This is a genomic window from Rhodococcus sp. RDE2 (assembly GCF_020885655.1).
Classification (GTDB): domain Bacteria; phylum Actinomycetota; class Actinomycetes; order Mycobacteriales; family Mycobacteriaceae; genus Rhodococcus; species Rhodococcus pyridinivorans.
The window spans coordinates 511,996-532,926 of record NZ_AP025186.1; the positions used below are offsets into that span (position 1 = coordinate 511,996).

Sequence of the window (20,931 nt, forward strand, 5' to 3'; positions counted from 1 at the left end):
AGGGCCTAGTCTGTCCTCGTGGTCGCATCCCTGCCGTTCCGTACGAAGGTGTTCGCCTTCCTCGAACGCTTCGCCGACAAGTCCATTGCCGACGCGTCCGTCGACGAGATCCCGGCACGTCGTGCTGCGCGCACGAAGCTCCTGTCGTCCCCGGTCGGACGGCTGATCTCGGGCCGGACGCATCCCGGCGTGCGGATCGAGGACCGATGGGTCGATCTCGAGCACGAGGTGATCGACGATCTCGCCCCCGAGGACTCCCCGGTCCGGACCCGTCTGCGGATCTATCGGCCCTCGGCGCGAACGAGCGGTCCGCTGCCGGTCGTGCTGCTGTTCCACGGCGGCGGGTGGGTGCTCGGCAATCCGGAGCAGAACGAGTGGTGGGCGAGCCACACCGCCGCGCGGACCCCGAGCGTCGTGGTGTCGGTGGACTACCGGCTCGCCCCCGAACATCCCTATCCCGCAGCGGTGCTGGACTGCTGGGCGGCGTTCCGGTGGGTCGTCGCACACGCTGCGGAACTCGACGGTGATCCGTCCCGCGTCGTGGTCGCCGGTGACAGTGCCGGAGGCAACCTCGCCGCGGTCGTCGCCGACGTGGCCGGCCGCTCGGGTGGTCCGCTGCCGGCCGGTCAGGTGCTGATCTATCCGGCGACGGAGATGGAGGAGGAGTTCCCGTCGGAGCGGCAGTTCGCGAACGCTCCCGTGCTCACCTCCCGCGGTATGCGGGCGTTCGTGCGCCTGTATCTGGCCGGAGCCGATCCGTATGCGCCGACCGCGGCTCCCCTGCGCGGCACGCTCGCCGGTGCCGCCGTACCGGCCCTCGTCCAGATCGCCGGGCACGACCCGTTGCGCGACAACGCCGTTCGATACGCCGAAGCATTGCGGGCCAAGGGCGGCGACGTCGCGGAGACCGATTATCCCGACACCGTGCACGGCTATCTCAGCCTGCCCGGCATCTCTCCGCCCGCGACACACGCACTCGACGAGGCGATCACCTTCGTACGTCGGGTGACGGCTACCGACCCGACCGACGAGGACGACACCTCCGTGCCGTCACGCGCCTGACGGTCACCCAGCAGCGATCACCGTACCGGCACGAACCGCACCCGCTGTCCGGGACGCAGTTGCGCCGCGACCGGCAGATCGGCGGCGACCGCCACCGCGGCCACCGGATAGCCGCCCGTGACGGGATGGTCGACGAGGAACAGCACCGGATGCCCGTCCGGCGGTATCTGCAGCGAGCCGGGAACCATGCCCTCGCTGGGCATCTCCTCGTGCCGTGCCCGGTGCAGTCGGCCGGGACCGTGGAACCTGATACCCACCCGGTCGAGTTCCGGTGTCACCGTCCACGTCTCGTGGAACAGCGCCCGCAGTGATCCGGGCGTGAACCAGTCGTCGCGCGGGCCGGACCGTACCCGGATCTCTACGGGGTCGTCCATCGGCGGTGGTGGTGGGAACTGCTCCTCGTCGGGCAGGTGACCCGACATCGCCCCGACGAGCAGACTGTCGCCGGCGCGAACGGGTGCCGGTCCGGTGTGCGACAGGATGTCGGTGGATCTACTGCCGAGTACCTCCCGCACGTCGATGCCGCCGCGTACCGCGAGGTAAATCCGCAGGCCTTCGTTCGGGACGCCGATCCGCAGCACGTCGTCGTTGCGGAGGGTGATGCGCGCCCAGTCGCCGACCGGCCGGTCGCACACGGTCACGTCGGCGCGGGCACCGGTCACGGCCACGATCGTCTCGCCGACGCTGCGGACGGCGAGACCACCGCCGGTCACCTCGAGTGTCGCCGCGTCCGGCTGGTTCCCCACGAGCCGGTTCGCGGCGTCGTGTGCGCGCCGGTCGGCGGCACCGGACCGGGTGAGGCCCGAGGAACCGTAACCGGGACGTCCGCGATCCTGGACCGTCGTGAGCATTCCGCCGGAGAGCACCTCGAACCACGCCACGATGTTCATTCTCACTCACCGGCTTCGATCGCACGTCCGCACTCCGGCCGAACGATCGCGTTAGGTTGAAGATCATGAGGAAGGAGGTGACGATCATGGATGAAGCAGACGTCCGGGCGGCGACGACGCGACTGATCGAGAAGGCCGTCGAGGCCGACGACCTTCAGGCCGCGCACGACGCTGTCGCGGAACTGAGCGTCGAACAGGTCGTCGACGTGCTCGAACGGCTCGGTCGGACGGATCGAGCAGTGCTCTACCGGTTGCTGCCCAAGGACCGGGCGATCGACGTCTTCGAACAGCTCGACCCGAGCATGCAGAGCGAACTGCTCCGCGGGTTGCGCGACGATCAGGTGGCCGCAATCTTCGCCGACCTCGAACCCGACGACCGGGTGGAACTGCTCGACGAACTGCCCGCGACGGTCGCGTCGACCCTCATGCGCGGCCTGCCGCCCGCCGACCGCGAGGTGACCGCCACGATCCTCGGCTATCCGCAGCGGTCGATCGGCCGGCGGATGAGCCCGGCCTTCGTGTCGCTGCGGCAGGACATCACCGTCGAGCAGGCGATGGACGCCGTGCGTCGTCGGCTCGACGACGCGGAGACGGTGTACACGCTGCCGGTGGTGGACGACGGTCGTGTGCTCGTCGGGGTGGTCGGTCTGCGCGAGCTGATGACTGCGGCGCCGGGAACGGTGCTCGCCGACATCATGAACGAGCCCTACTGGGCGCGCGTGACCGACGACGCCGAGGAGTCCGCGCGCCGCTGCGCCGAACTCAAACTGCTGGCGTTGATCGTCGTCGACAGCGAGACCAGGTTGGTGGGCATCCTGACCGTCGACGACGCCCTGCGGATCCTCGAAGCCGCCGACAGCGAGGACCAGGCGCGCATCGGCGGTACCGAGCCGCTGCGCCGGCCCTATCTCGCGACACCCGTCGGGCAGTTGGTGCGCTCGCGGGTGGTGTGGTTACTCTTCCTGGCACTCGGCGCGACCCTCACGGTCCAGGTCCTCGAGGTATTCGAGTCGACCCTCGATCAGGTGGTCACCCTGGCGCTGTTCGTGCCGCTGATCATCGGCACCGGGGGCAACACCGGAAACCAGGCCGCCACCACGGTCACCCGCGCATTGGCGCTCGACGACGTGACGCCACGCGACATCGGCGGGGTGATCGCCCGCGAGCTCCGGGTGGGTCTGTCCCTCGGTGTCCTGCTGGGCTCGGTCGCGTTCGTCCTGACGTCCCTGGTCTACGACTCGTCGGTGGGCGCGGTGATCGGGCTGACGCTGGTGAGCATCTGCACCCTCGCCGCCACCGTCGGTGGTGCGATGCCGTTGGTGGCCAAATCGATCCGCGCCGACCCCGCGGTCTTCTCCAATCCGTTCATCACGACCTTCGTCGACGCGACCGGCCTGGTGATCTATTTCCTCGTCGCGAAGGCCGTGCTCGGTATCTGAGCGCAGCGGCGCAGTGGATCCGGGGACGGTTCAGATCGCGACGAAGCGCACCGCACATCCCGGTCGCAGCAGCGCCGCAGGAGTCCGGTCCGGTTGCCACAGCGGGGCATCGGAGGTTCCGATGAGTTGCCATCCTCCGGGCGACTTCCGCGGGTAGACGCCCGAGAACTCACCCGCCAGTCCCACGGCGCCGGACGGGACGGAGGTGCGCGGTGAACTGCGACGCGGCACGTGCAATCGAGAATCCCCGCCGGTGAGATACGCGAAGCCGGGCGCGAACCCGCCGAAGGCGACCGTCCAGAGGCCGCCGGTGTGGGCGGCGATCACGCCGTCCGCGCCGAGGCCGGTCAACTCGCCGACCTCTTCGAGATCGACGCCGTTGTACCGGACTTCGAGCGTCACCTCCTCGATGTCGACGTCGTCCCCGGACACCGGTGGGGTGGTGGTGACCCACTTGTGCACGACCTGCGCGCCGGTCTCCGACGGATCGAAGCACACCAGCAGTGTCCGCGCCGCCGGCACGAGATCGACGACGCCACGCGGCCGCTCGCGGTCGAGTGCCCGGAAGTGGGCGAGAACCTCGTCGAGGGAATCGAATTCGGCGAGCAGGGCGCTGTCTCCGGCACGAAGGATTTTCATCGGTGGACCTCGCGATGTCGGGCGTTCACACGAACGCCCGGATGTCGATCTTCTCGGCGTCGAGCCGGCGGCGCACGGCGACGGCCATCGCCGTGGCGTCGGGGGAGTCGCCGTGGATGCACACCGACTGCGCGTTCACGCGTATGTCGCTGCCGTCGATGGCGGTGACCACCCCCTCGGTGACCATGCGCAGGACCCGCTCGGCGACCTCCTCCGGATCGTGCAGTACCGCACCGGGTTCGCGTCGGGAGACGAGCGTGCCCTCGGGGGTGTAGGCGCGGTCGGCGAACGCCTCGGCGACCACCTTCAGTCCGGCCCGTTCGGCCTCCTCGAGGAAGACGGAGCCGGGCAGTCCGAGGACGGGCAGCGAGGCGTCGTAGGCGCGTACCGCATCCACGACCGCACGGGCCTGTTCGCGGTGATGGACGATCGCGTTGTACAGCGCGCCGTGGGGTTTGACGTAGCTCGCCGACGAACCGGCCGCCCGGGCGAGACCGTCGAGCGCGCCGATCTGGTAGATGATCTCGGCGGTGAGATCCGCCGACGGCACCTCGATGAAGCGGCGGCCGAAACCGCCGATGTCGTTGTAGCCGACCTGGGCACCGATCCTTACCGCGCGCTTCGCGGCGCCGTGGCACGTGTGCAGCAGTGTCGCCGGGTCGCCGGCGTGGAATCCGCACGCCACGTTGGCGCTGGTGACGATGTCGAGCATGGTCTCGTCGTCGCCGAGACGCCACTGGCCGTAACTCTCGCCGAGGTCGCTGTTGAGGTCGATGCGGGTCACGACCCGAGTCTATGCCCGCTCAGAAGACCGTTCCGGCGTCGCGGACGACGATGTCGTCGAGGGCGCGTTCGACGACGGCGGCGATCGTCATCGACGGGTTGCACGCGGCGGTGTTGCCCGGCATGAGGGCGCCGTCGAGCACGTACAGCCCGCGCTGGCCGAGCACGCGGCCCTCGGGATCGCACACCGTGCCCATGCTCGCGCCGCCGAGTGGATGCCAGGTCGACGGGACGATCGAGTTGGTGTCGGTCAGGATGCTGCGTTCGCCCGCGATGCGGCGCACGGTGGGGTCGATGTGGCCCGTCTGCAGCACCGAGTCCCCTTCGTGCGGCCAGCGCAGGACGGCGTCGTCGCGAGCAGCGTCGTAGACGAAGTGCCCGCGACCCTCACTGACGCCGTAGCCCACCAGTACGGTGCTGCGCATGTCGATCCCGTAGAAGCCGGGGATGGAGGCCTGGATGACGGTGTACGCGGAGCTCGGGTCGTCCCAGTTCTTGCTGCCGTAGACGACGGGACCGCCCTGCACCGCGCCGAACTCCTCCTCGAGGTTCGTCCAGAGGTAGATGCGGTCGGCGTTCGAACCCCAGCCCTGGCCGACGCCGTCGGGCAGGTCGGAGATCAGATCCTTCGCGGCGGCCTTCATCAGCAGCCGGGTGGTGTTCATGGTGCCTGCGGACAGCACCAGCGCGTCGGTGGTGAGGATCTTGTTCTCGACGACGGCACCGGAGGTGTCGATGTGGTTCACGTGCACCGTCCACCGGCCGTCCTCGGCACGCTCGATGTCGGTGACCTCGTGTTGCGTCGCGACGGTGACCAGACCGGTGGCCTCGGCCTCCGCGATGTAGGTGACGTCGACGGAGTGCTTGCCGCCGTTGTTGACACCCATCGCGCCCGAACCGTCGGTGTAGGCCGGGGCCATCTCGCCGCGGAGTTCGGCGAGCGCGTAGTCCCAGTCGATCGGCATCGGGATCTTGTCGATCGGGAAGCCGGCCTTCCGCGCACGGTCGGCGAAGATGCGCGAGGTCGCGTAGTTGGGGCTGTCGACGAGTTCGTCGGGCGCCACGGCCAGGCGCAGCATCTGCGCGACGCGCGGGTAGTGGACGCGGTCCATGCGCGCCCAGTCGAGCTCGTTCGGGAAGTGGGCGTTGAACACCGCTTCGTCGGGTTGCAGCGTCATGCCCTGGTAGACGAGCGACCCGCCGCCGACACCGGCGGCGCACAGGGCCGTCATGTTCTCGCCCACGCACGCCTCGACCAGACCGGTGTAGGGCTCGAAGGCGAGGTGGCGGCCGAACACCTCGGGGTTCGACCGGTGCCACAGGAACCGCTTGTCGGGGTTGTCGACGCGAAGGAACGACGCGTGACGTGCTGCACTCTCCACCCCCGATGTCTGTGACGTCCCGTTACTGGAGCAACCTCGGGAAACTGGGCGGACGTCGAGGAGCGCGTCAAGATCACGTCCCGACGGGCCGTGAATCAGGCAGTTGCGGCGACCCGCCCGGAACCACGTCGGTTGCGGGCGGTGCCGATCACGCGGCAGATCATGTAGATGACGAACGCGATCGTCGTGATGAACGCCGAGACCGGCACGCCCGGCGCCAGCGCGAGCAGGATGCCGCCGACCGCCGAGATCTCCGCGAAGACCACAGACAGCACCGTGGCGGCGAGCGGCCCGCTGACCACCCGGGCGGCCGCGGCGGCCGGGGTGATGAGCAGCGCCATCACCAGCAGCGCGCCGACGATCTGCACACCGAGTGCGGCGGTGACGCCGACGAGCACCGCGAACACGATCGACAGCGCACGCACCGGGACGCCGCGCGCGGCTGCGACCTCCGGGTCGGTGCTGGCGAACAGCAGCGGACGGTAGATCACCAGCAGCGTGAGGATCACGACGGCAGCGCACGCGGCGAGCAGGGCGATGCCGGTACCGCCGGGCGCCACGATCTGGCCGGTGAGCAGCGAGAAGGCGGCACCGGTACGTCCGTCGTAGGCCCACAACAGCAGGACGGCGAGACCGAGACCGAAGGCCATCACCACGCCGATGACGGAGTCGCGTTCGCGGGCACGTGTTCCCAGGACACCGAAGAGGATCGCGGCGATCACGGCACCGGCGACCGCACCGATCCCGACGGAGACCCCGATGATGAGCGCCGCCGCGGCGCCGGTCAGCGACAGTTCGGAGGTGCCGTGGACGGAGAACGCCATCTGACGGCTGATGATCAGCGGGCCGATCACGCCGGCGAGCAGGCCGAGGATCGCACCGGCGACGAGCGCCTGCTGCACGAAGTCGTACTGCAGGAGTTCGACGGTGGTCTCCACGTCGAACATCCGCCCGAGGGCGTCGGTGAACTTGCTGCTCATTCGTGGTCCTCGTGATCGTGGTGGACGCCTTCCCCGGGGCGCAGTCCGCCTGCGCTGCCGAGTGCGTCGATGGCGTCGCCGGTGCCGACGACGACCAGGCGGCCGCGCATCTCGAGCACTTCGACGTCGGTGCGGTAGAGCTCGGAGAGCACCTGCGAGGTCATCACCTCGGCGGGGGTGCCGATGCGGAACTGGCCGTCGACGAGGTACAGCACGCGATCCACCAGCGGCAGGATCGGATTGATCTCGTGGGTGACGAACAGGACGGAGGTGTCGTGGTCGCGGCGGCGCCGGTCGATGAGCGCCGACACCAGGTGCTGGTTGGCGAGATCGAGACTGAGCAGCGGCTCGTCGCACAGGAGTACGCGCGGATCTCCCACGAGCGCCTGCGCGATGCGCAGCCGCTGCTGCTCACCACCGGAGAGCGTGCCGATCGGGGCTCCGGCATAGGTCTCTGCGCCGACCTGGATGATCGCGTCGTCGACCGCGACGCGGCGCTGCCGGCGCGTGCGCAGGCCGGTGCCCCAGCGATGTCCGTCCATGCCGAGGCCCACGAGATCGCGTCCCCGCAGCGGGACGCCCTCGTCGAGGGACTTCTGCTGCGGCACGTATCCGACGTGCGAGTTCCCGGTCCGGACGGGCTGCCCGGCGATCGTCGCGGTTCCGGAGGTGAGCGGGAGTTGACCGAGCAGCACCTTGAGCAGCGACGTCTTTCCGGCACCGTTCGGTCCGAGCACCGCCAGGAACTCGCCGGGTTCGACGACGAGGTCGAGTGCGTCCCAGAGGACCCGATCGCCGAATGCCAGCCGGGCATCGCGGAGTTCGACGGTGGGCGTGCGGTCGGATGGAGGAGGTGTCACCGGAGTCCGTGTTCTCGATCGGATGGTCAGGAGGCGGTCTCGAGCGCGGCGGCGAGGGTCTCGGCGGTCCGGGCCTGCCACTGAATGTAGTCGACACCTGCGGGCAGGGTTTCGAAAACCTCGACCACGGGGACGCCCGACGACTCTGCTGCCGTGCGCATCTCGCGGCTGATCCGGTCCTCGGTCTGCGGGTTGTAGAGCAGGACGCGAACCTGCTTGTCGACCAACAACTGCCGTGTGGCTGCGATCGCCGCCGGGGACGGATCGGTGCCGTTCTCGATGGCGTCGGTGAAGTCCGGGGGAGTGACGTCGTCGAGCGCCGCGGCCGAGACGAGGTAGTGGCCGATGGTCTCGGTCTGGGCGACGGGTGCGTCGCCGTGCGCGTCGGCGAGCTTGTCGACGACATCCGCGACGTAGTGCAGGTTCTCGTGGAAGGCCGCGGCGTTGGCCTCGTAGACGGCGGCACCGTCGGGGTCGAGTTCGGCGAGCTGTTCGGCGACGGCGTGCGCGACGGCGTCGGCGGTCGCGAGATCGTACCAGACGTGCTCGTTGATGCCGCCGTGGTCGTGACCCTCGTGCGAGTGCCCGTCGCCGGCGACGGCGGCGTCGGATCCCTCGCCGCTCTCGTGCGAGTGATCCTCGGAAACGGTTGTCTCCGAGCCGCTCTCGGCGGCGTTGTCGGTGCCGTCCTCGTCGCCGTGATCGTGCCCGGCGTGCAGATCCGAGTACGCACCGGATTCGAACAGGGCGAAGGCCTCCACGACCGCAGGCTTGTCCCCGGTGGCGCCGAGGATGTCGTCGACGAAGTGGTCGTAGCCACCGCCGTTGTAGACGACGAGCGAGGCGTCGGAGATCGCAGCGGCGTCGAGGGGGCTGGCCTCGTAGGAGTGCGGGTCGGCGTTCGGTTCGGTGATGAGCGAGCGGACCTCGACGCGGTCTCCGGCGACGGCCTGCGCGATCGACCCCCACACGTTCGTGGAGGCGACGACGCTGATCTCGTCGTCGTCGGCGCCGGAGGTGCCGGTGCCGCACGCGGCGAGTGCGGTCGCGCAGGCTACGGCGGCGGCTGCGAGGGCCGTGCGGGAGGACAGTCGCACAGTTCTTCTCCTGAGGATCGGCGATCTTCGACGAACGGGGTCCGGAACGACCGAGCGACCGACCCAAACGTTATTGGTAACCGTTACCGTTCCACTTTAGCGGACGACGCGGAGCCCTCCTACCATCCCTGGGTGGTCGTGACCATGGACACAGGACTACGGTCCTCTCATGTCCAGGTCTCGTCAGCCGCGCCGACAGGCGACCCTGGCGTCGATTGCCGCCGAGTTGAAGATCTCCCGCACCACGGTCTCGAACGCGTACAACCGCCCCGACCAGTTGTCCGCCGAGCTACGCGAACGTGTCCTCGAAGTCGCCAAACGACGCGGATATGCCGGCCCGGATCCGATGGCGCGGTCGCTGCGCACCCGCAAGGCAGGGGCCGTGGGGGTCCTGCTCACCGAAGCGTTGAGCTATTCCTTCCGGGATCCCGCCGCCATGAGTTTCCTGTCGGGACTGTCCGAGGCCTGCGAAGCGGCCGGACAGGGACTGCTGCTCATCCCCGCCGGACCGGGCCGGACCGACGACGAGGCCGCACAGGTCGTGCACCGCTCGTCCGTCGACGGCTTCGTCGTCTACTCGGTCCCCGCCGAGGACCCCTATCTCGCGGCCGTGCTCGAACGGCACCTTCCGGTCGTCGCGTGCGACCAGCCGCGCGGTCTCGAGAACACCCCGGTGGTGGGCATCGACGACCGGCGGGCGATGCGCGATCTCGCCGCCCACCTCATCGAACTCGGCCACCGCCAGATCGGCATGTTGTCGATGCGTCTCGGCCGCGAACGGCACGACGGGGTCGTCGACCTGTCGACCCTCGAATCCGGCGCCTTCCACGTGCAGCGCGAACGCATCCGCGGCGTCCAGGACGCCATGAGCGCAGCAGGGCTGGCCCCCGAATCGCTCACCGTCGTCGAGCGCTACACCCACACCGCGGAGGACGGCCTGTCCGCCGCGGCGCAGATCATGCGCGTCAACCCGCGGATCACCGCGCTCGTGTGCACCACCGACGTGCTCGCGCTCGGCGCTCTCGCCTGGGCCAATCAGATGGGCCTCGACGTGCCCGGACACCTGTCGATCACCGGTTTCGACGGCATCGACGAAGCGATCCGCGAAGGTCTCACGACCGTGCGGCAACCGCAGAAGGACAAGGGACGGCGCGCCGGCGAACTGCTCCTCGCCGCTCCCTCGCACTCCGGTGTGCCCGCGCTCGAGACCCTGGGGACCCAGCTGTGGTTCGGTGCCAGCTCGGGTCGGGTCGAGAGCGAGTGGTACGCCGAGTGACCGAGCGGTCCCGGCTGGGACCGTAGCTCAGCGGTCCCGGTCGCCCATGGCCTTCGCGCCCGACAGCAGCTGCGCACAGCGCAGCAGACCGATGTGGCTGTACGCCTGCGGGTGGTTGCCCAGCGCACGCTCCGCGACGGGGTCGTACTCCTCGCTGAGCAGGCCGGTCGGTCCGGCCGCCGCGACCAGCTGCGCGAACAGTGCTTCGGCGTCGTTGCGCTGCCCGACCAGTAGGTAGGCCGCGACCAGCCATGCCGCGCACAGGTGGAAGCCACCTTCGGCGCCTGGCAGGCCGTCGTCGCTGTGGTAGCGGTAGACGGTCGCGCCGCTGCGCAACTCCCGTTCGGTGGCCTGCACGGTCGCCCGGAACCGCTCGTCCTGCGGGTCGACGAGTCCGGTGAGGCCGATGAACAGGGTGGCCGCGTCGAGATCGGTGCCGTCGTAGGCCGAGGTGAACGACTGGACCTCGTCGTTCCAGCCCTTCTCGGTGACCTCCTCGGCGATTTCGTCGCGCAGCGCCGCCCAGCCCTCGCCGGCGGTCCGGCCGAACTTCTCGGCGAGCGTCAGCGCCCGGTCGACGGTCAGCCACCCCATGACCTTCGAGTACACGTGGTGACGGGGCGCGTGGCGGATTTCCCAGATGCCGTGGTCCGGCTCGAACCAGCGCCGTTCGACCGCGGTGACCATCGAGCAGACGAGTTCCCAGTCGCGGTCCGTGAGAGCCCGGTCGTGGGGCACGCCGAGTGCCTCGCGGCTGTGCGCGAGATCGGAGATCAGGTCGACGATCGGGCCGAAGACGTCGAGCTGCACCTGCTGGTTCGCCGCGTTGCCGACCCGCACGGGCCGCGAACCGGCGTATCCGGGAAGAGAGTCGATCACGGCCTCGGGCGGGAGCGGTCCGCCGGCGAGCGTGTACAGCGGGTGCAGGCGTTCGGGGCCGGGCACCGTCTCGAGGACGCGGTGGACCCAGTCGAGATAGTTCTCGGCCTCCTCGAGCGATCCGACCCGCACGAGCGCCTGCGCCGTGAGCGCGGCGTCGCGCAGCCAGCAGTAGCGGTAGTCCCAGTTGCGGACACCGCCGATCTCCTCGGGGAGCGAGGTGGTCGCTGCGGCGAGGATCGATCCCGTCGGTCCGTGGACCAGTCCGCGCAGGGTGAGCGCCGAACGCTTCATGAGATCGGGCTTGAGCGGCGGCAGCTCGAGCCGGGACGCCCACGTGTGCCAGTAGGCCTCGGACTGTGCCCGGCGCTCGACCTCCGGCGCAGGGTGCTCGTCGAGATCATCGGTGCCACAACGGAATTCGAGGATGATGTCGTTCTCGGTGGGATCGACCACGGCGTGGGCCGTCTGGTGCACCCCGTCGGTCGTGATGTCCCACCGCACACCGGGGGAGCGAAGGACGTAGGGCTCGTTGAAGCCCATCACGCGGATGCCGTCGTCCTCGACCTCGAGGGTGACCTGGCCCTGCCCGAACTCCGGTCGCGGCGCGAAGGTCACCACCGCGCTCGCGCGCCCGGTGATCACGCGGGTCAGGTCGGTGCGACCGGCCTCGACGTCGTGCGGGAGGTAGTCGATCACCGCGAGCGACGCCCACCGGGTCACCACCGTCATCGTCGAGTCGACGTAGCGCTGGCTGAGAGGCAGTGCCTGGCGGGTCGGACCGACGGTGAAATGACCCGCGGCGTCGCCGCCGAGGAGGTGGGCGAACACCGCCGCGGAATCGGGTTCGGGGTGGCACAGCCAGGTGATCGTGCCGTCGGGGGTCACGAGCGCCTTCGAGCGGGGGCTCGCGAGCATCGTCAGACGTTCGATCGGCGCGACATGGGCACCGGACAGCCACGTGCGACGTTCCTCGAGCAGGAACGCGAGCGCAGCGATGACCTCTTCGCTGGTGCGGACGCGGTACTCGGCGGCGGTGTCGCCGTCGCCGATCTTCACGCCGACGTCCGGGCCCTGCAGGGAGCGGAAGGCCTTCTCGTCGGTCACGTCGTCGCCGAAGAAGACCGCTGCGGTGGCAGCTTCCTGGTGCCGGATGACGTCGAGTGCCTTGCCCTTGTCGGTGGGCACCACGGACAGTTCGATCACGGCCTTGCCCTCGGTGACCTGCACGCCCGGCCGGAGTGCGAGGTCGTTCCGTACGAGGTCGAGGGCCTGCTCGGCATCGGCGGGGGCGGCGTTGCGCACGTGCAGCGCGGCGCTCGCGGGCTTGGTCTCCACCCGCACGCCGTCGAACCGGGATGCCACCGAGTGCAGTCCCTCGACGATCGTGGCGAGGAGGTCCCTGGCGTCGGGATCGATCTCGTGGACGAATCCGATGTCGAACTCGGAGCCGTGGCTGCCGACGAGTTTGACCTCGACCGGCAACCGCGACAGAGCGGCGAGATCCTTGAGAGCGCGTCCCGAGATGACGGCAGCGGACGTCGACGGCAGAGCGGCGAGGCCCCGCAGCGCCCGCACCGCATCGTCGTGCGGGTAGGCCTTCTCGGGGTCGCTCACGATGGGGGAGATGGTGCCGTCGTAGTCGGTTGCCACGAGCAGACGAGGCGTCCGCGCGACAGCCACCAGAGCACGTCGAAGGTCAATCGGAAGATCGTGGGCACTCACCTGATCCACGTTAGGTCAGAGTGGGGCACGAATCCGACCCGGTGTGCATTCCGACCACGTGTTTCCGGTTACAGGAAGCGGCGGATCGGACGTCGGGCTTGCGGCGCGAGTACCGTCATGCTTCCGACGCGACCGTCTTCGGTGCTCGTGAGCCGTCGCCGAGCAGCAGATCCACGGTCAGTTCGAGCCGGCGGGCGACATCGGTGGCCGACGAACGGCGCGTGAGCCAGGCGACGAGATTCGACAGCCATACGTCGCTGATGACGCGCGCGATGGCGAGCTCTTCCTCGGTGGGTTCGCCGTCGTTCATGGCTCGCGCGAACAACCGGTCCATGAGGGTGCCCACCTGGTCGACCTCGGCGGCGGCGGAGGCGTCGGCGAACATGAACGCCCGCGTCATGGCCTCGGTGAGCAGGGGATCGCGCTGCATGGCCTTGGTGATCAGACTCAGGATGAGGTGCATGCGCTCGAGGGGGCTGTGGCCGGGTGGGATCCGGCCCTTGCCCTCGATGCGGGCGAATTCACGGCCGAGGGCGGAGACCAGCAGGTGGACCTTGGACGGGAAGTACCGGTAGAGGGTGCCGACCGCGACGTCCGCGCGTTCTGCCACCGCCCGCATCTGCACGGCCTCGTAACCACCCTTGGACGCGAGCGCCAGGGTGGCGTCGAGAATCCGCTTGCGCCGTTCCTTCTGGGCATTGGAACTGAGATCGTCCTCGGTGAGGGCGGTCAGAGTTCCGTGTCCGTTGGCACGGGAGCGGGACGGGGTGGCCATAGATTCGTTTCCTCACGCCTTGACTCTGAATCGGTGTCATATTAGAACACGTTCTAGCAATGATGTCATTCGGAAGGGCGGAAACCGCTGTGAGTATCGCCACGACCGAGGAGCAGCGGGCCGTCCAGGCGTCTGTCCATGCCTGGTCACGTGCCGTAGACCCCATGTCGACGATACGTCGCACAGGCGACGCGACGTGGCGTGACGGCTGGTCCTCCCTCGCAGAACTCGGAATCTTCGGCGTCGCCGTCCCGGAGGAGGCGGGTGGCCTCGGCGCGACTGCTGTGGATCTGGCCGTCATGCTCGAGCAGGCCGCTCACGAACTCGCGCCGGGCCCGGTCCTGACGACCGCCGTGGCGGCCCTCGTGTTCGGCCGTGCCGGTGAGACCGTCGCCAAGACGACGGAGCGGCTCGCCGAGGGGGAGGTCCCCACCGCGCTCGCGCTCGATTCGACCGTGACCGCGGAGGCGGCGGGCGACGGCGTCGTGCTGCGCGGTGAGGCCGGACCGGCCGTGGGTGCCGAAGCCGGGAGCGCCGTGCTCGTGCGTCTCGAAGGCGATTCGGCCGTGGAGCGCTGGGCGCTCGTCGAACCCGACGATCCGGGTCTGCACATCGAGCCGCTCGAGACCATCGACGCCTCCCGCGCGGTGGCCCGCGTCCGCCTCGACGGCGCGACGGTCCCGGCCGACCGGGTCGCGACCGTCCCGGCCGGCTTCGTGCGCGACCTCACCGCCGGTCTCGCCGCCGCGGAGCTGGCCGGTCTCGCCGGTTGGGCGCTGACCACCGCCGTCGAGTACGCGAAGATCCGCGAGCAGTTCGGGAAACCGATCGGTTCGTTCCAGGCCGTCAAGCACATCTGTGCCGAAATGCTCTGCCGCACCGAGAAGATCCGGGCCGTGGCGTGGGACGCCGCGGTCACCGTCGACGCGCAGCCCGACGAACTGCCGATCACGGCGGCTGCCGCCGCGGCGGTCGCACTCGACGCTGCGGTGCAGACCGTCAAGGACGCGATCCAGGTGCTCGGCGGCATCGGGTTCACGTGGGAACACGACGCGCACTTCTATCTTCGCCGCGCGGTCGCGACCCGCCAGGTGCTCGGCGGTTCCACCGCGTGGCGATCGCGGCTGACGACCCTGGTCCGCGACGGTGCGCGCCGTCACCTCGGTATCGACCTGTCCGATCACGAGGAGGAACGCGCACGGATCCGCGCGGAGGTCGAGAAGATCACGGCCGCACCCGAATCCGAGCGCCGTGTCGCCCTCGCCGAGTCGGGTCTGCTCGCGCCGCACTGGCCGCCGCCCTACGGTCGCGGAGCCGGCGCCGCCGAACAGCTCGTCGTCCAGGAGGAGCTCACCGCCGCCGGTATCGAACGTCCCGACCTCGTGATCGGCTGGTGGGCGGTTCCGACGGTCCTCGAACACGGAACACCCGAACAGATCGAGCGTTTCGTCATGCCTACCCTGCGCGGCGACGTGGTGTGGTGTCAGTTGTTCTCCGAACCCGGTGCCGGCTCGGACCTCGCGGCGCTGCGCACGAGCGCCGAGAAGGTCGACGGCGGATGGGTGTTGCGCGGACAGAAGGTGTGGACCTCGCTCGCGCAGCAGGCGGACTGGGCGATCTGTCTGGCCCGCACCGACCGTGACGTCCCCAAGCACAAGGGCATCACCTATTTCCTCGTCGACATGAAGTCGGCGGGCATCACGATCTCGCCGTTGCGCGAGATCACCGGCGACGCGTTGTTCAACGAGGTCTTCCTCGACTCGGTCTTCGTGCCGGACGACTGTGTGGTCGGCAATCTCGGCGACGGCTGGAAGCTGGCCCGCACGACCCTCGCCAACGAGCGCGTCGCCATGGGCGGCAAGTCGTCGCTGGGGCCGCGCATCGAGGAACTGCTCGAACTGTCGACCCCCGGCGATCCCGTCGCCGAGGACCGCATCGCGACACAGATCGGGGAGGCGACGGTCGGTTCGCTCCTGGATCTGCGGGCGACCCTCGCGCAGCTCGAAGGTCAGGATCCGGGCGCCGCGTCCAGCGTCCGCAAGCTCATCGGTGTGCGGCAGCGGCAGGACACCGCCGAGCTCGCCATGGATCTCGCGGGCGAGGCCGGCTGGGTGGAAGGTTCGCTCACCCGGGAGTTCCTCAACACCCGGTGCCTGACGATCGCCGGGGGAACCGAGCAGATCCTGCTCACCGTGGCGGCCGAGCGCCTCCTGGGCCTGCCGCGCGGCTGAGCGGTCCTTCCGCGGGGCGCCCGGGAGTGCTACAACTAGAACACGTTCTATTCGAAGGTGGGTGACGGTGGACTTCGCACGTGACGAGACACAGGAGGAGATCGCCGGTGTGGCGGCCGGTCTCCTGAAACGCGGCCTCACCGACGACGCGTTGTGGGCCGCGCTGGCCGACGCCGACCTGCTCTCGCTCGCCCTGCCGGAGCGTCTCGGCGGATCGGGCCTCGGACTCGGCGAAGTCGCCACCGTACTCACCGAGATCGGACGCGGAGCCGCGCAGACCCCGGCGCTGGCCACCCTCGGCCTGGGCGTCCTGCCGATCCTTGCGTTCGCCTCCGAACAGCAGCAGGACGACCTGCTCGCCGGTGTCGCCGAAGGAGCCGTGCTCACGGCCGCGCTCGGCGAACCGGGGCGCGCCTTCCCGGAGCGGCCGGCCGCCACGGCGGTCGCCACCGACGGGGGCCACGCGGTCACCGGTTCGTTCGTCGCCGTGCCCTACGCCGACCGGGCACGCATCGTGCTGCTGCCCACCGACGCGGGCGTGGTCGCGGTGGCTCCCGATGCTGCGGGTGTGACCCTGCGTCCGAGTCCCACCTCGACCGGCTCTCCCGAGTTCTCGGTGCGCGCCGACGGCGCCGTAGGAGTCCTGCTCGCCGGATCCGGAACCGACGCCGTGGCGACGCTCCACCGGATCGCGCTCGCCGCCGTGGCGGCCTTCGCCGACGGACTGCTCTCCGGAGCAACCGAACTCACGGCGAAGCACGTCAGCGAACGACACCAGTTCGGCAAGCCGCTCGCGACCTTCCAGGCCGTCGCACAGCAGATCGCCGACGTGTACGTCACCGCCCGCACCCTGCACGTCGCGGCGCTGTCGTCGGTCTGGCGTCTGGCCGAAGGTCTCGACGCCGCGGACGATCTCGACGTCACCGCCTACTGGATCGCCGCCGAACTGCCGCCGGCCATGCGGGTGCTGCACCACCTGCACGGCGGCGTGGGTGTGGACGAGACCTATCCGCTGCACAAGTACTCGTCGACCGCCAAGGACCTCGCCCGGTTGCTCGGCGGCGCCTCGTACCGACTCGACCTCGTGGGGGCCCGGTGTTCATCGATCTGACCGACGACCAGCGCGCACTGCAGGCCGAACTGCGGCGCTACTTCAGCAGCCTCGTCTCACCCGAGGAGGCCGCGATCATGTGCACGGAGCGGCACGGCCCCACCTACCGCGAGGTCGTGCGTCGCATGGGCAAGGACGGCTGGCTCGGCGTCGGCTGGCCCGTCGAATTCGGCGGCCGCGGCTTCGGCGACGTGGAGCAGCAGATCTTCGCGAACGAGGCCGTCCGCGCCGACGTCCCGCTGCCGAGCGTCACCCTGCAGACCGTCGGCCCGACCCTGCAGGTCTACGGCACCGACGAGCAGAAGCGGAAGTTCCTGCCCGCCATCCTCGCCGGCGAGGTGCACTTCGCGATCGGCTACTCCGAACCCGAGGCCGGTACCGACCTCGCGGCCCTGCGCACCACCGCGGTCCGGGACGGCGACCACTACATCGTCAACGGGCAGAAGATCTTCACGACCGGTGGGCACGACGCCGACTACATCTGGCTCGCCGTCCGCACCGGCCCCGCCGACTCGCGTCACCGCGGCATCTCCGTCCTCATCGTCGACACCAAGGATCCCGGCTTCAGCTGGACCCCGATCATCACGTGCGACGGCGCCCACCACGTCAACGCCACCTACTACAGCGACGTGCGCGTTCCCGTCGAGATGCTCGTCGGCGAGGAGAACAAGGGCTGGAAGCTCATCACTACCCAGCTCAACCACGAACGCGTCATGCTCGGCCCGGCCGGTCGCGTCGCCGGCATCTACGACCGGCTCGTCGAGTGGGTCCGCGCCCACGAACTCCAGGACCGCCCCGAGGTGCGACGCGCACTCGGCGAGATCCACGCGACCTGGCGGCTCAACGAACTGCTCAACTGGCAGGTCGCGGCGAGCAGCAACGACGCCGTCGACATCGCAGATGCCTCGGCGACCAAGGTGTTCGCCACCGAACGGATCCAGCGCGTCGGTCGCCTCGCCGAGGAGATCGTCGGCGCCTTCGGCGATCCGGCCGCCGACGACACCGCCGATCTGCTCCGCTGGCTCGACATGATGGCCAAACGCAATGTCGTCATCACCTTCGGTGGTGGCGTCAACGAGGTGATGCGCGAACTGATCGCCACCGCCGGTCTGGGCATGCCGCGGGTCCCGCGTTGACACAGGAGAATTCGGTGATACAGAAGAATTCGGTGATACGAGACGTTCCGGGGAGGACCCCCGAGGAGATCCTGCAGGCGGCCGAGAAGGTCCGCGGCGACGGCCCGTCCGCGCCGCGGCCCGGCCGCGATCCGGTGAACATGCCGATGATCCGCAACTGGCTCGAGGCGATCGGCGACGACAACCCGATCTACACCGACGAGACCGCGGCGATCACCGCCGGTCACGGTGGTCTCGTGGCCCCGCCCGCGATGGCGCAGGTGTGGACGATGCGCGGCCTCGGCGCCGAACGCGAGAAGGACGACCCGCTCGGCCGGATGACGCAGATCCTCGACGACGCCGGCTACACCTCGGTGGTCGCCACCAACTGCGACCAGATCTACCACCGCTACCTGCGCCACGGCGAACAGGTGACGATCGAGTCCACCCTCGAGGACGTCGTCGGCCCGAAGCGGACCGGACTCGGGGAAGGCTGGTTCTTCACCACCCGCAACCTGTGGAAGGTCGGCGACGAGGTCGTCGCCGAGATGCTCTTCCGCATCCTCAAGTTCGCACCGCCGTCGAAGGACGAGAACGCGGAGACACCGCAGGACCGGCCCGCACCCGCGGTTCCAGACGATCTCGACCCCACGCGGATGCTGCGCCCGTCCGTCTCCCACGACACGCAGTTCTTCTGGGACGGCGTGGCCGCCCACGAGCTGCGCATCCAGCGACGCCCCGACGGCACTCTGCAGCACCCACCCGTCCCGGCGCTCTGGCTCGACAAGACGGAGACCACCGACTACGTCGTGTCCTCCGGTCGCGGAACGGTGTTCAGTTTCGTCGTCCACCACGCGCCCAGGGTGCCGGGGCGGCAGGTGCCCTTCGTCGTCGCACTCGTCGAACTCGACGAGGGTGTCCGGATGCTCGCTGAACTCCGCGACGTCGATCCTGGGCAGGTACGTATCGGGATGCCGGTCGAGGTCACCTTCCTCGATTTCCCCGGCGACGACGAGACCGGCGGGCAGCCGTGGACGCTGTACGCCTGGAAGCCGATCGAGGAGGACGTGTGAGCACCCCGACCGTCACGACGGGCGAGAGCCTGCCTTCCCTCGAGATCCACGCCGATCCCACCTTCATCGTGTCGACGGCCCTGGCCACACGCGACTTCCAGGACGTGCACCACGACCGCGACAAGGCGCAGCAGCGCGGATCGAAGGACATCTTCGTCAACATCCTCACCGACACCGGCCTCGTGCAGCGCTACGTCACCGACTGGGCCGGCCCCCGCGCGGTGGTGAAGTCGATCTCGCTGAGGCTGGGTGTGCCCTGGTACGCCTACGACACCCTGACCCTCTCGGGCACCGTTGCGTCCGTCGAGGACGGACTGGTCACCGTCGACATCGCCGGCACCAACAGCCTGGGCAAACACATCACGGCCACAGCCACTTTCGTGATCGGAGGCACCGCATGAGCGGCCTGTCGGGTGCAGCGGCGATCGTCGGGATCGGCGCGACCGACTTCTCGAAGGACTCCGGCCGCAGCGAACTCCGCCTCGCGGCCGAAGCGGTGCGCGCCGCCCTCGACGACGCGGGACTGACCCCGGCCGACGTCGACGGCCTCGTCTCGTTCACGATGGACACCAACACCGAAGTGGCCGTGGCCCGTTCGGTGGGCATCCCGCGCCTGAAGTTCTTCTCCCGCATCCACTACGGCGGCGGTGCGGCGTGCGCGACGGTGCAGCAGGCGGCGATGGCCGTCGCGACCGGCGTGGCCGACGTGGTGGTCGCGTACCGGGCGTTCAACGAGCGGTCCGGCGCGCGATACGGACAGGTCAACACTGCCCTTGCCGCGCAGGTGAATTCGTCGGGAACCGACAATGCGTTCTCCTACCCGCACGGGCTGAGCACGCCGGCCTCGTTCGTCGCGATGGTCGCGCAACGTTACATGCACGTCTCAGGTGCGACGAGCGCCGACTTCGGCGCCGTGGCGGTCGCCGATCGGGCCCACGCCGCGACCAACCCGAAGGCGTTCTTCCACGGCAAGCCGATCACGCTCGAGGACCACCAGAACTCGCGGTGGATCGCCGAGCCACTGCACCTGCTCGACTGCTGCCAGGAATCGGACGGCGGCGTCGCGATCGTCGTCACCAGTGCCGAGCGGGCGAAGGACCTGAAGCAGACCCCGGCGGTCATCGCGGCCGCCGCGCAGGGGAGCGGACCCGACCAGTACATCATGACCAGCTACTACCGGGACGGGCTCACAGGCCTGCCGGAGATGGGCATCGTCGGCGACCAGCTGTGGAAACAGGCCGGCATCGGACCGCAGGACGTCGCGACGGCCGTCCTCTACGACCATTTCACCCCGTACGTGCTCATGCAGCTCGAAGAACTCGGATTCTGCGGACGCGGTGAGGCCAAGGACTTCGTCGCCGACGGCATCCAGCTCGGCGGGCGGCTGCCGATCAACACTCACGGCGGTCAGCTGGGTGAGGCCTACATCCACGGTATGAACGGCATCGCCGAGGGCGTCCGGCAGATCCGCGGCACGGCGGTCAACCAGGTCGACGACGTCGACCACGTCCTGGTCACGGCAGGAACGGGAGTTCCGACCTCGGGACTGGTGCTGTCGCGGTCCTGACGCCGTTTCGCTCCCACGGGGACGCGGGCCTGCCTACGATGTAGGCC

The 20,931-nt window shown here is 69.4% G+C and carries 18 protein-coding genes; 9 read left to right on the top strand and 9 right to left on the bottom strand.

Features of this window, described 5'->3' with window-relative positions:
• Nucleotides 1-18: 18 nt before the first annotated feature.
• A complete protein-coding gene (locus LPH33_RS02390; RefSeq protein WP_006550481.1) occupies nucleotides 19-1,062 on the top strand; it encodes an alpha/beta hydrolase in 1,044 nt (347 codons plus the stop codon).
• Between the two features lie 17 nt (nucleotides 1,063-1,079).
• On the opposite strand, the gene LPH33_RS02395 is transcribed toward LPH33_RS02390, so the two are convergent.
• Nucleotides 1,080-1,952 carry a biotin-dependent carboxyltransferase family protein gene (locus tag LPH33_RS02395; protein WP_064061071.1) on the bottom strand — a complete coding sequence of 291 codons (873 nt, stop codon included), beginning with the start codon at nucleotides 1,950-1,952 and terminating at the stop codon, nucleotides 1,080-1,082.
• Between the two features lie 86 nt (nucleotides 1,953-2,038).
• On the opposite strand from LPH33_RS02395, the gene mgtE reads away from it, so the two are divergent.
• Entirely contained in the window at nucleotides 2,039-3,391 is a 1,353-nt protein-coding gene (mgtE, locus tag LPH33_RS02400) for a magnesium transporter (protein ID WP_229566919.1), read from the top strand.
• Nucleotides 3,392-3,421: 30 nt separating this feature from the next.
• Here mgtE and LPH33_RS02405 read toward each other — a convergent pair whose 3' ends face one another.
• From LPH33_RS02405 to LPH33_RS02430, 6 genes are all read right to left on the bottom strand, one after another.
• Nucleotides 3,422-4,030 carry a 5-oxoprolinase subunit B family protein gene (locus tag LPH33_RS02405; RefSeq protein WP_064061070.1) on the bottom strand — a complete coding sequence of 203 codons (609 nt, stop codon included), beginning with the start codon at nucleotides 4,028-4,030 and terminating at the stop codon, nucleotides 3,422-3,424.
• A 25-nt stretch (nucleotides 4,031-4,055) separates the two neighbouring features.
• On the bottom strand, nucleotides 4,056-4,814 hold the full coding sequence (locus LPH33_RS02410; RefSeq protein WP_229566920.1) for a LamB/YcsF family protein: 759 nt from the start codon (nucleotides 4,812-4,814) through the stop codon (nucleotides 4,056-4,058).
• 19 nt (nucleotides 4,815-4,833) lie between these two features.
• Complete coding sequence (locus tag LPH33_RS02415) at nucleotides 4,834-6,195, bottom strand: GMC oxidoreductase (RefSeq protein WP_229566921.1); 1,362 nt, start codon at nucleotides 6,193-6,195, stop codon at nucleotides 4,834-4,836.
• 95 nt (nucleotides 6,196-6,290) lie between these two features.
• A complete protein-coding gene (locus tag LPH33_RS02420) occupies nucleotides 6,291-7,175 on the bottom strand; it encodes a metal ABC transporter permease (protein WP_006550474.1) in 885 nt (294 codons plus the stop codon).
• Nucleotides 7,172-8,035: a metal ABC transporter ATP-binding protein gene (locus LPH33_RS02425; RefSeq protein WP_160876983.1), complete on the bottom strand. Its 864-nt coding sequence runs from the start codon at nucleotides 8,033-8,035 to the stop codon at nucleotides 7,172-7,174. The genes LPH33_RS02420 and LPH33_RS02425 overlap by 4 nt, the downstream gene beginning before the upstream one ends.
• 26 nt (nucleotides 8,036-8,061) lie before the next feature.
• A complete protein-coding gene (locus LPH33_RS02430; protein ID WP_229566923.1) occupies nucleotides 8,062-9,132 on the bottom strand; it encodes a metal ABC transporter solute-binding protein, Zn/Mn family in 1,071 nt (356 codons plus the stop codon).
• A 169-nt stretch (nucleotides 9,133-9,301) separates the two neighbouring features.
• Here LPH33_RS02430 and LPH33_RS02435 point away from each other — a divergent pair, with 169 nt between their 5' ends.
• Nucleotides 9,302-10,408 (top strand): LacI family DNA-binding transcriptional regulator, encoded by a 1,107-nt coding sequence (locus LPH33_RS02435; protein ID WP_160876987.1) that lies wholly within the window; start codon nucleotides 9,302-9,304, stop codon nucleotides 10,406-10,408.
• 27 nt (nucleotides 10,409-10,435) lie between these two features.
• On the opposite strand, the gene otsB is transcribed toward LPH33_RS02435, so the two are convergent.
• Entirely contained in the window at nucleotides 10,436-13,012 is a 2,577-nt protein-coding gene (gene otsB, locus LPH33_RS02440) for a trehalose-phosphatase (RefSeq protein ID WP_160876989.1), read from the bottom strand.
• 115 nt (nucleotides 13,013-13,127) lie between these two features.
• Complete coding sequence (gene kstR, locus LPH33_RS02445; protein WP_145692932.1) at nucleotides 13,128-13,787, bottom strand: cholesterol catabolism transcriptional regulator KstR; 660 nt, start codon at nucleotides 13,785-13,787, stop codon at nucleotides 13,128-13,130.
• Nucleotides 13,788-13,876: 89 nt separating this feature from the next.
• On the opposite strand from kstR, the gene LPH33_RS02450 reads away from it, so the two are divergent.
• From LPH33_RS02450 to LPH33_RS02475, 6 genes are all read left to right on the top strand, one after another.
• Nucleotides 13,877-16,018 carry an acyl-CoA dehydrogenase gene (locus LPH33_RS02450; RefSeq protein WP_229566924.1) on the top strand — a complete coding sequence of 714 codons (2,142 nt, stop codon included), beginning with the start codon at nucleotides 13,877-13,879 and terminating at the stop codon, nucleotides 16,016-16,018.
• Between the two features lie 67 nt (nucleotides 16,019-16,085).
• A complete protein-coding gene (locus LPH33_RS02455) occupies nucleotides 16,086-17,129 on the top strand; it encodes an acyl-CoA dehydrogenase family protein (protein WP_160876993.1) in 1,044 nt (347 codons plus the stop codon).
• Complete coding sequence (locus LPH33_RS02460) at nucleotides 17,114-18,265, top strand: acyl-CoA dehydrogenase family protein (protein ID WP_160876995.1); 1,152 nt, start codon at nucleotides 17,114-17,116, stop codon at nucleotides 18,263-18,265. Before LPH33_RS02455 ends, LPH33_RS02460 begins: the two co-directional genes overlap by 16 nt.
• Before the next feature lie 32 nt (nucleotides 18,266-18,297).
• On the top strand, nucleotides 18,298-19,317 hold the full coding sequence (locus tag LPH33_RS02465; RefSeq protein WP_160877013.1) for a bifunctional MaoC family dehydratase N-terminal/OB-fold nucleic acid binding domain-containing protein: 1,020 nt from the start codon (nucleotides 18,298-18,300) through the stop codon (nucleotides 19,315-19,317).
• On the top strand, nucleotides 19,314-19,718 hold the full coding sequence (locus LPH33_RS02470) for a MaoC family dehydratase (protein ID WP_016693321.1): 405 nt from the start codon (nucleotides 19,314-19,316) through the stop codon (nucleotides 19,716-19,718). The genes LPH33_RS02465 and LPH33_RS02470 overlap by 4 nt, the downstream gene beginning before the upstream one ends.
• Nucleotides 19,715-20,884 (top strand): lipid-transfer protein, encoded by a 1,170-nt coding sequence (locus LPH33_RS02475; RefSeq protein ID WP_229566926.1) that lies wholly within the window; start codon nucleotides 19,715-19,717, stop codon nucleotides 20,882-20,884. The genes LPH33_RS02470 and LPH33_RS02475 overlap by 4 nt, the downstream gene beginning before the upstream one ends.
• Nucleotides 20,885-20,931 lie beyond the last annotated feature (47 nt).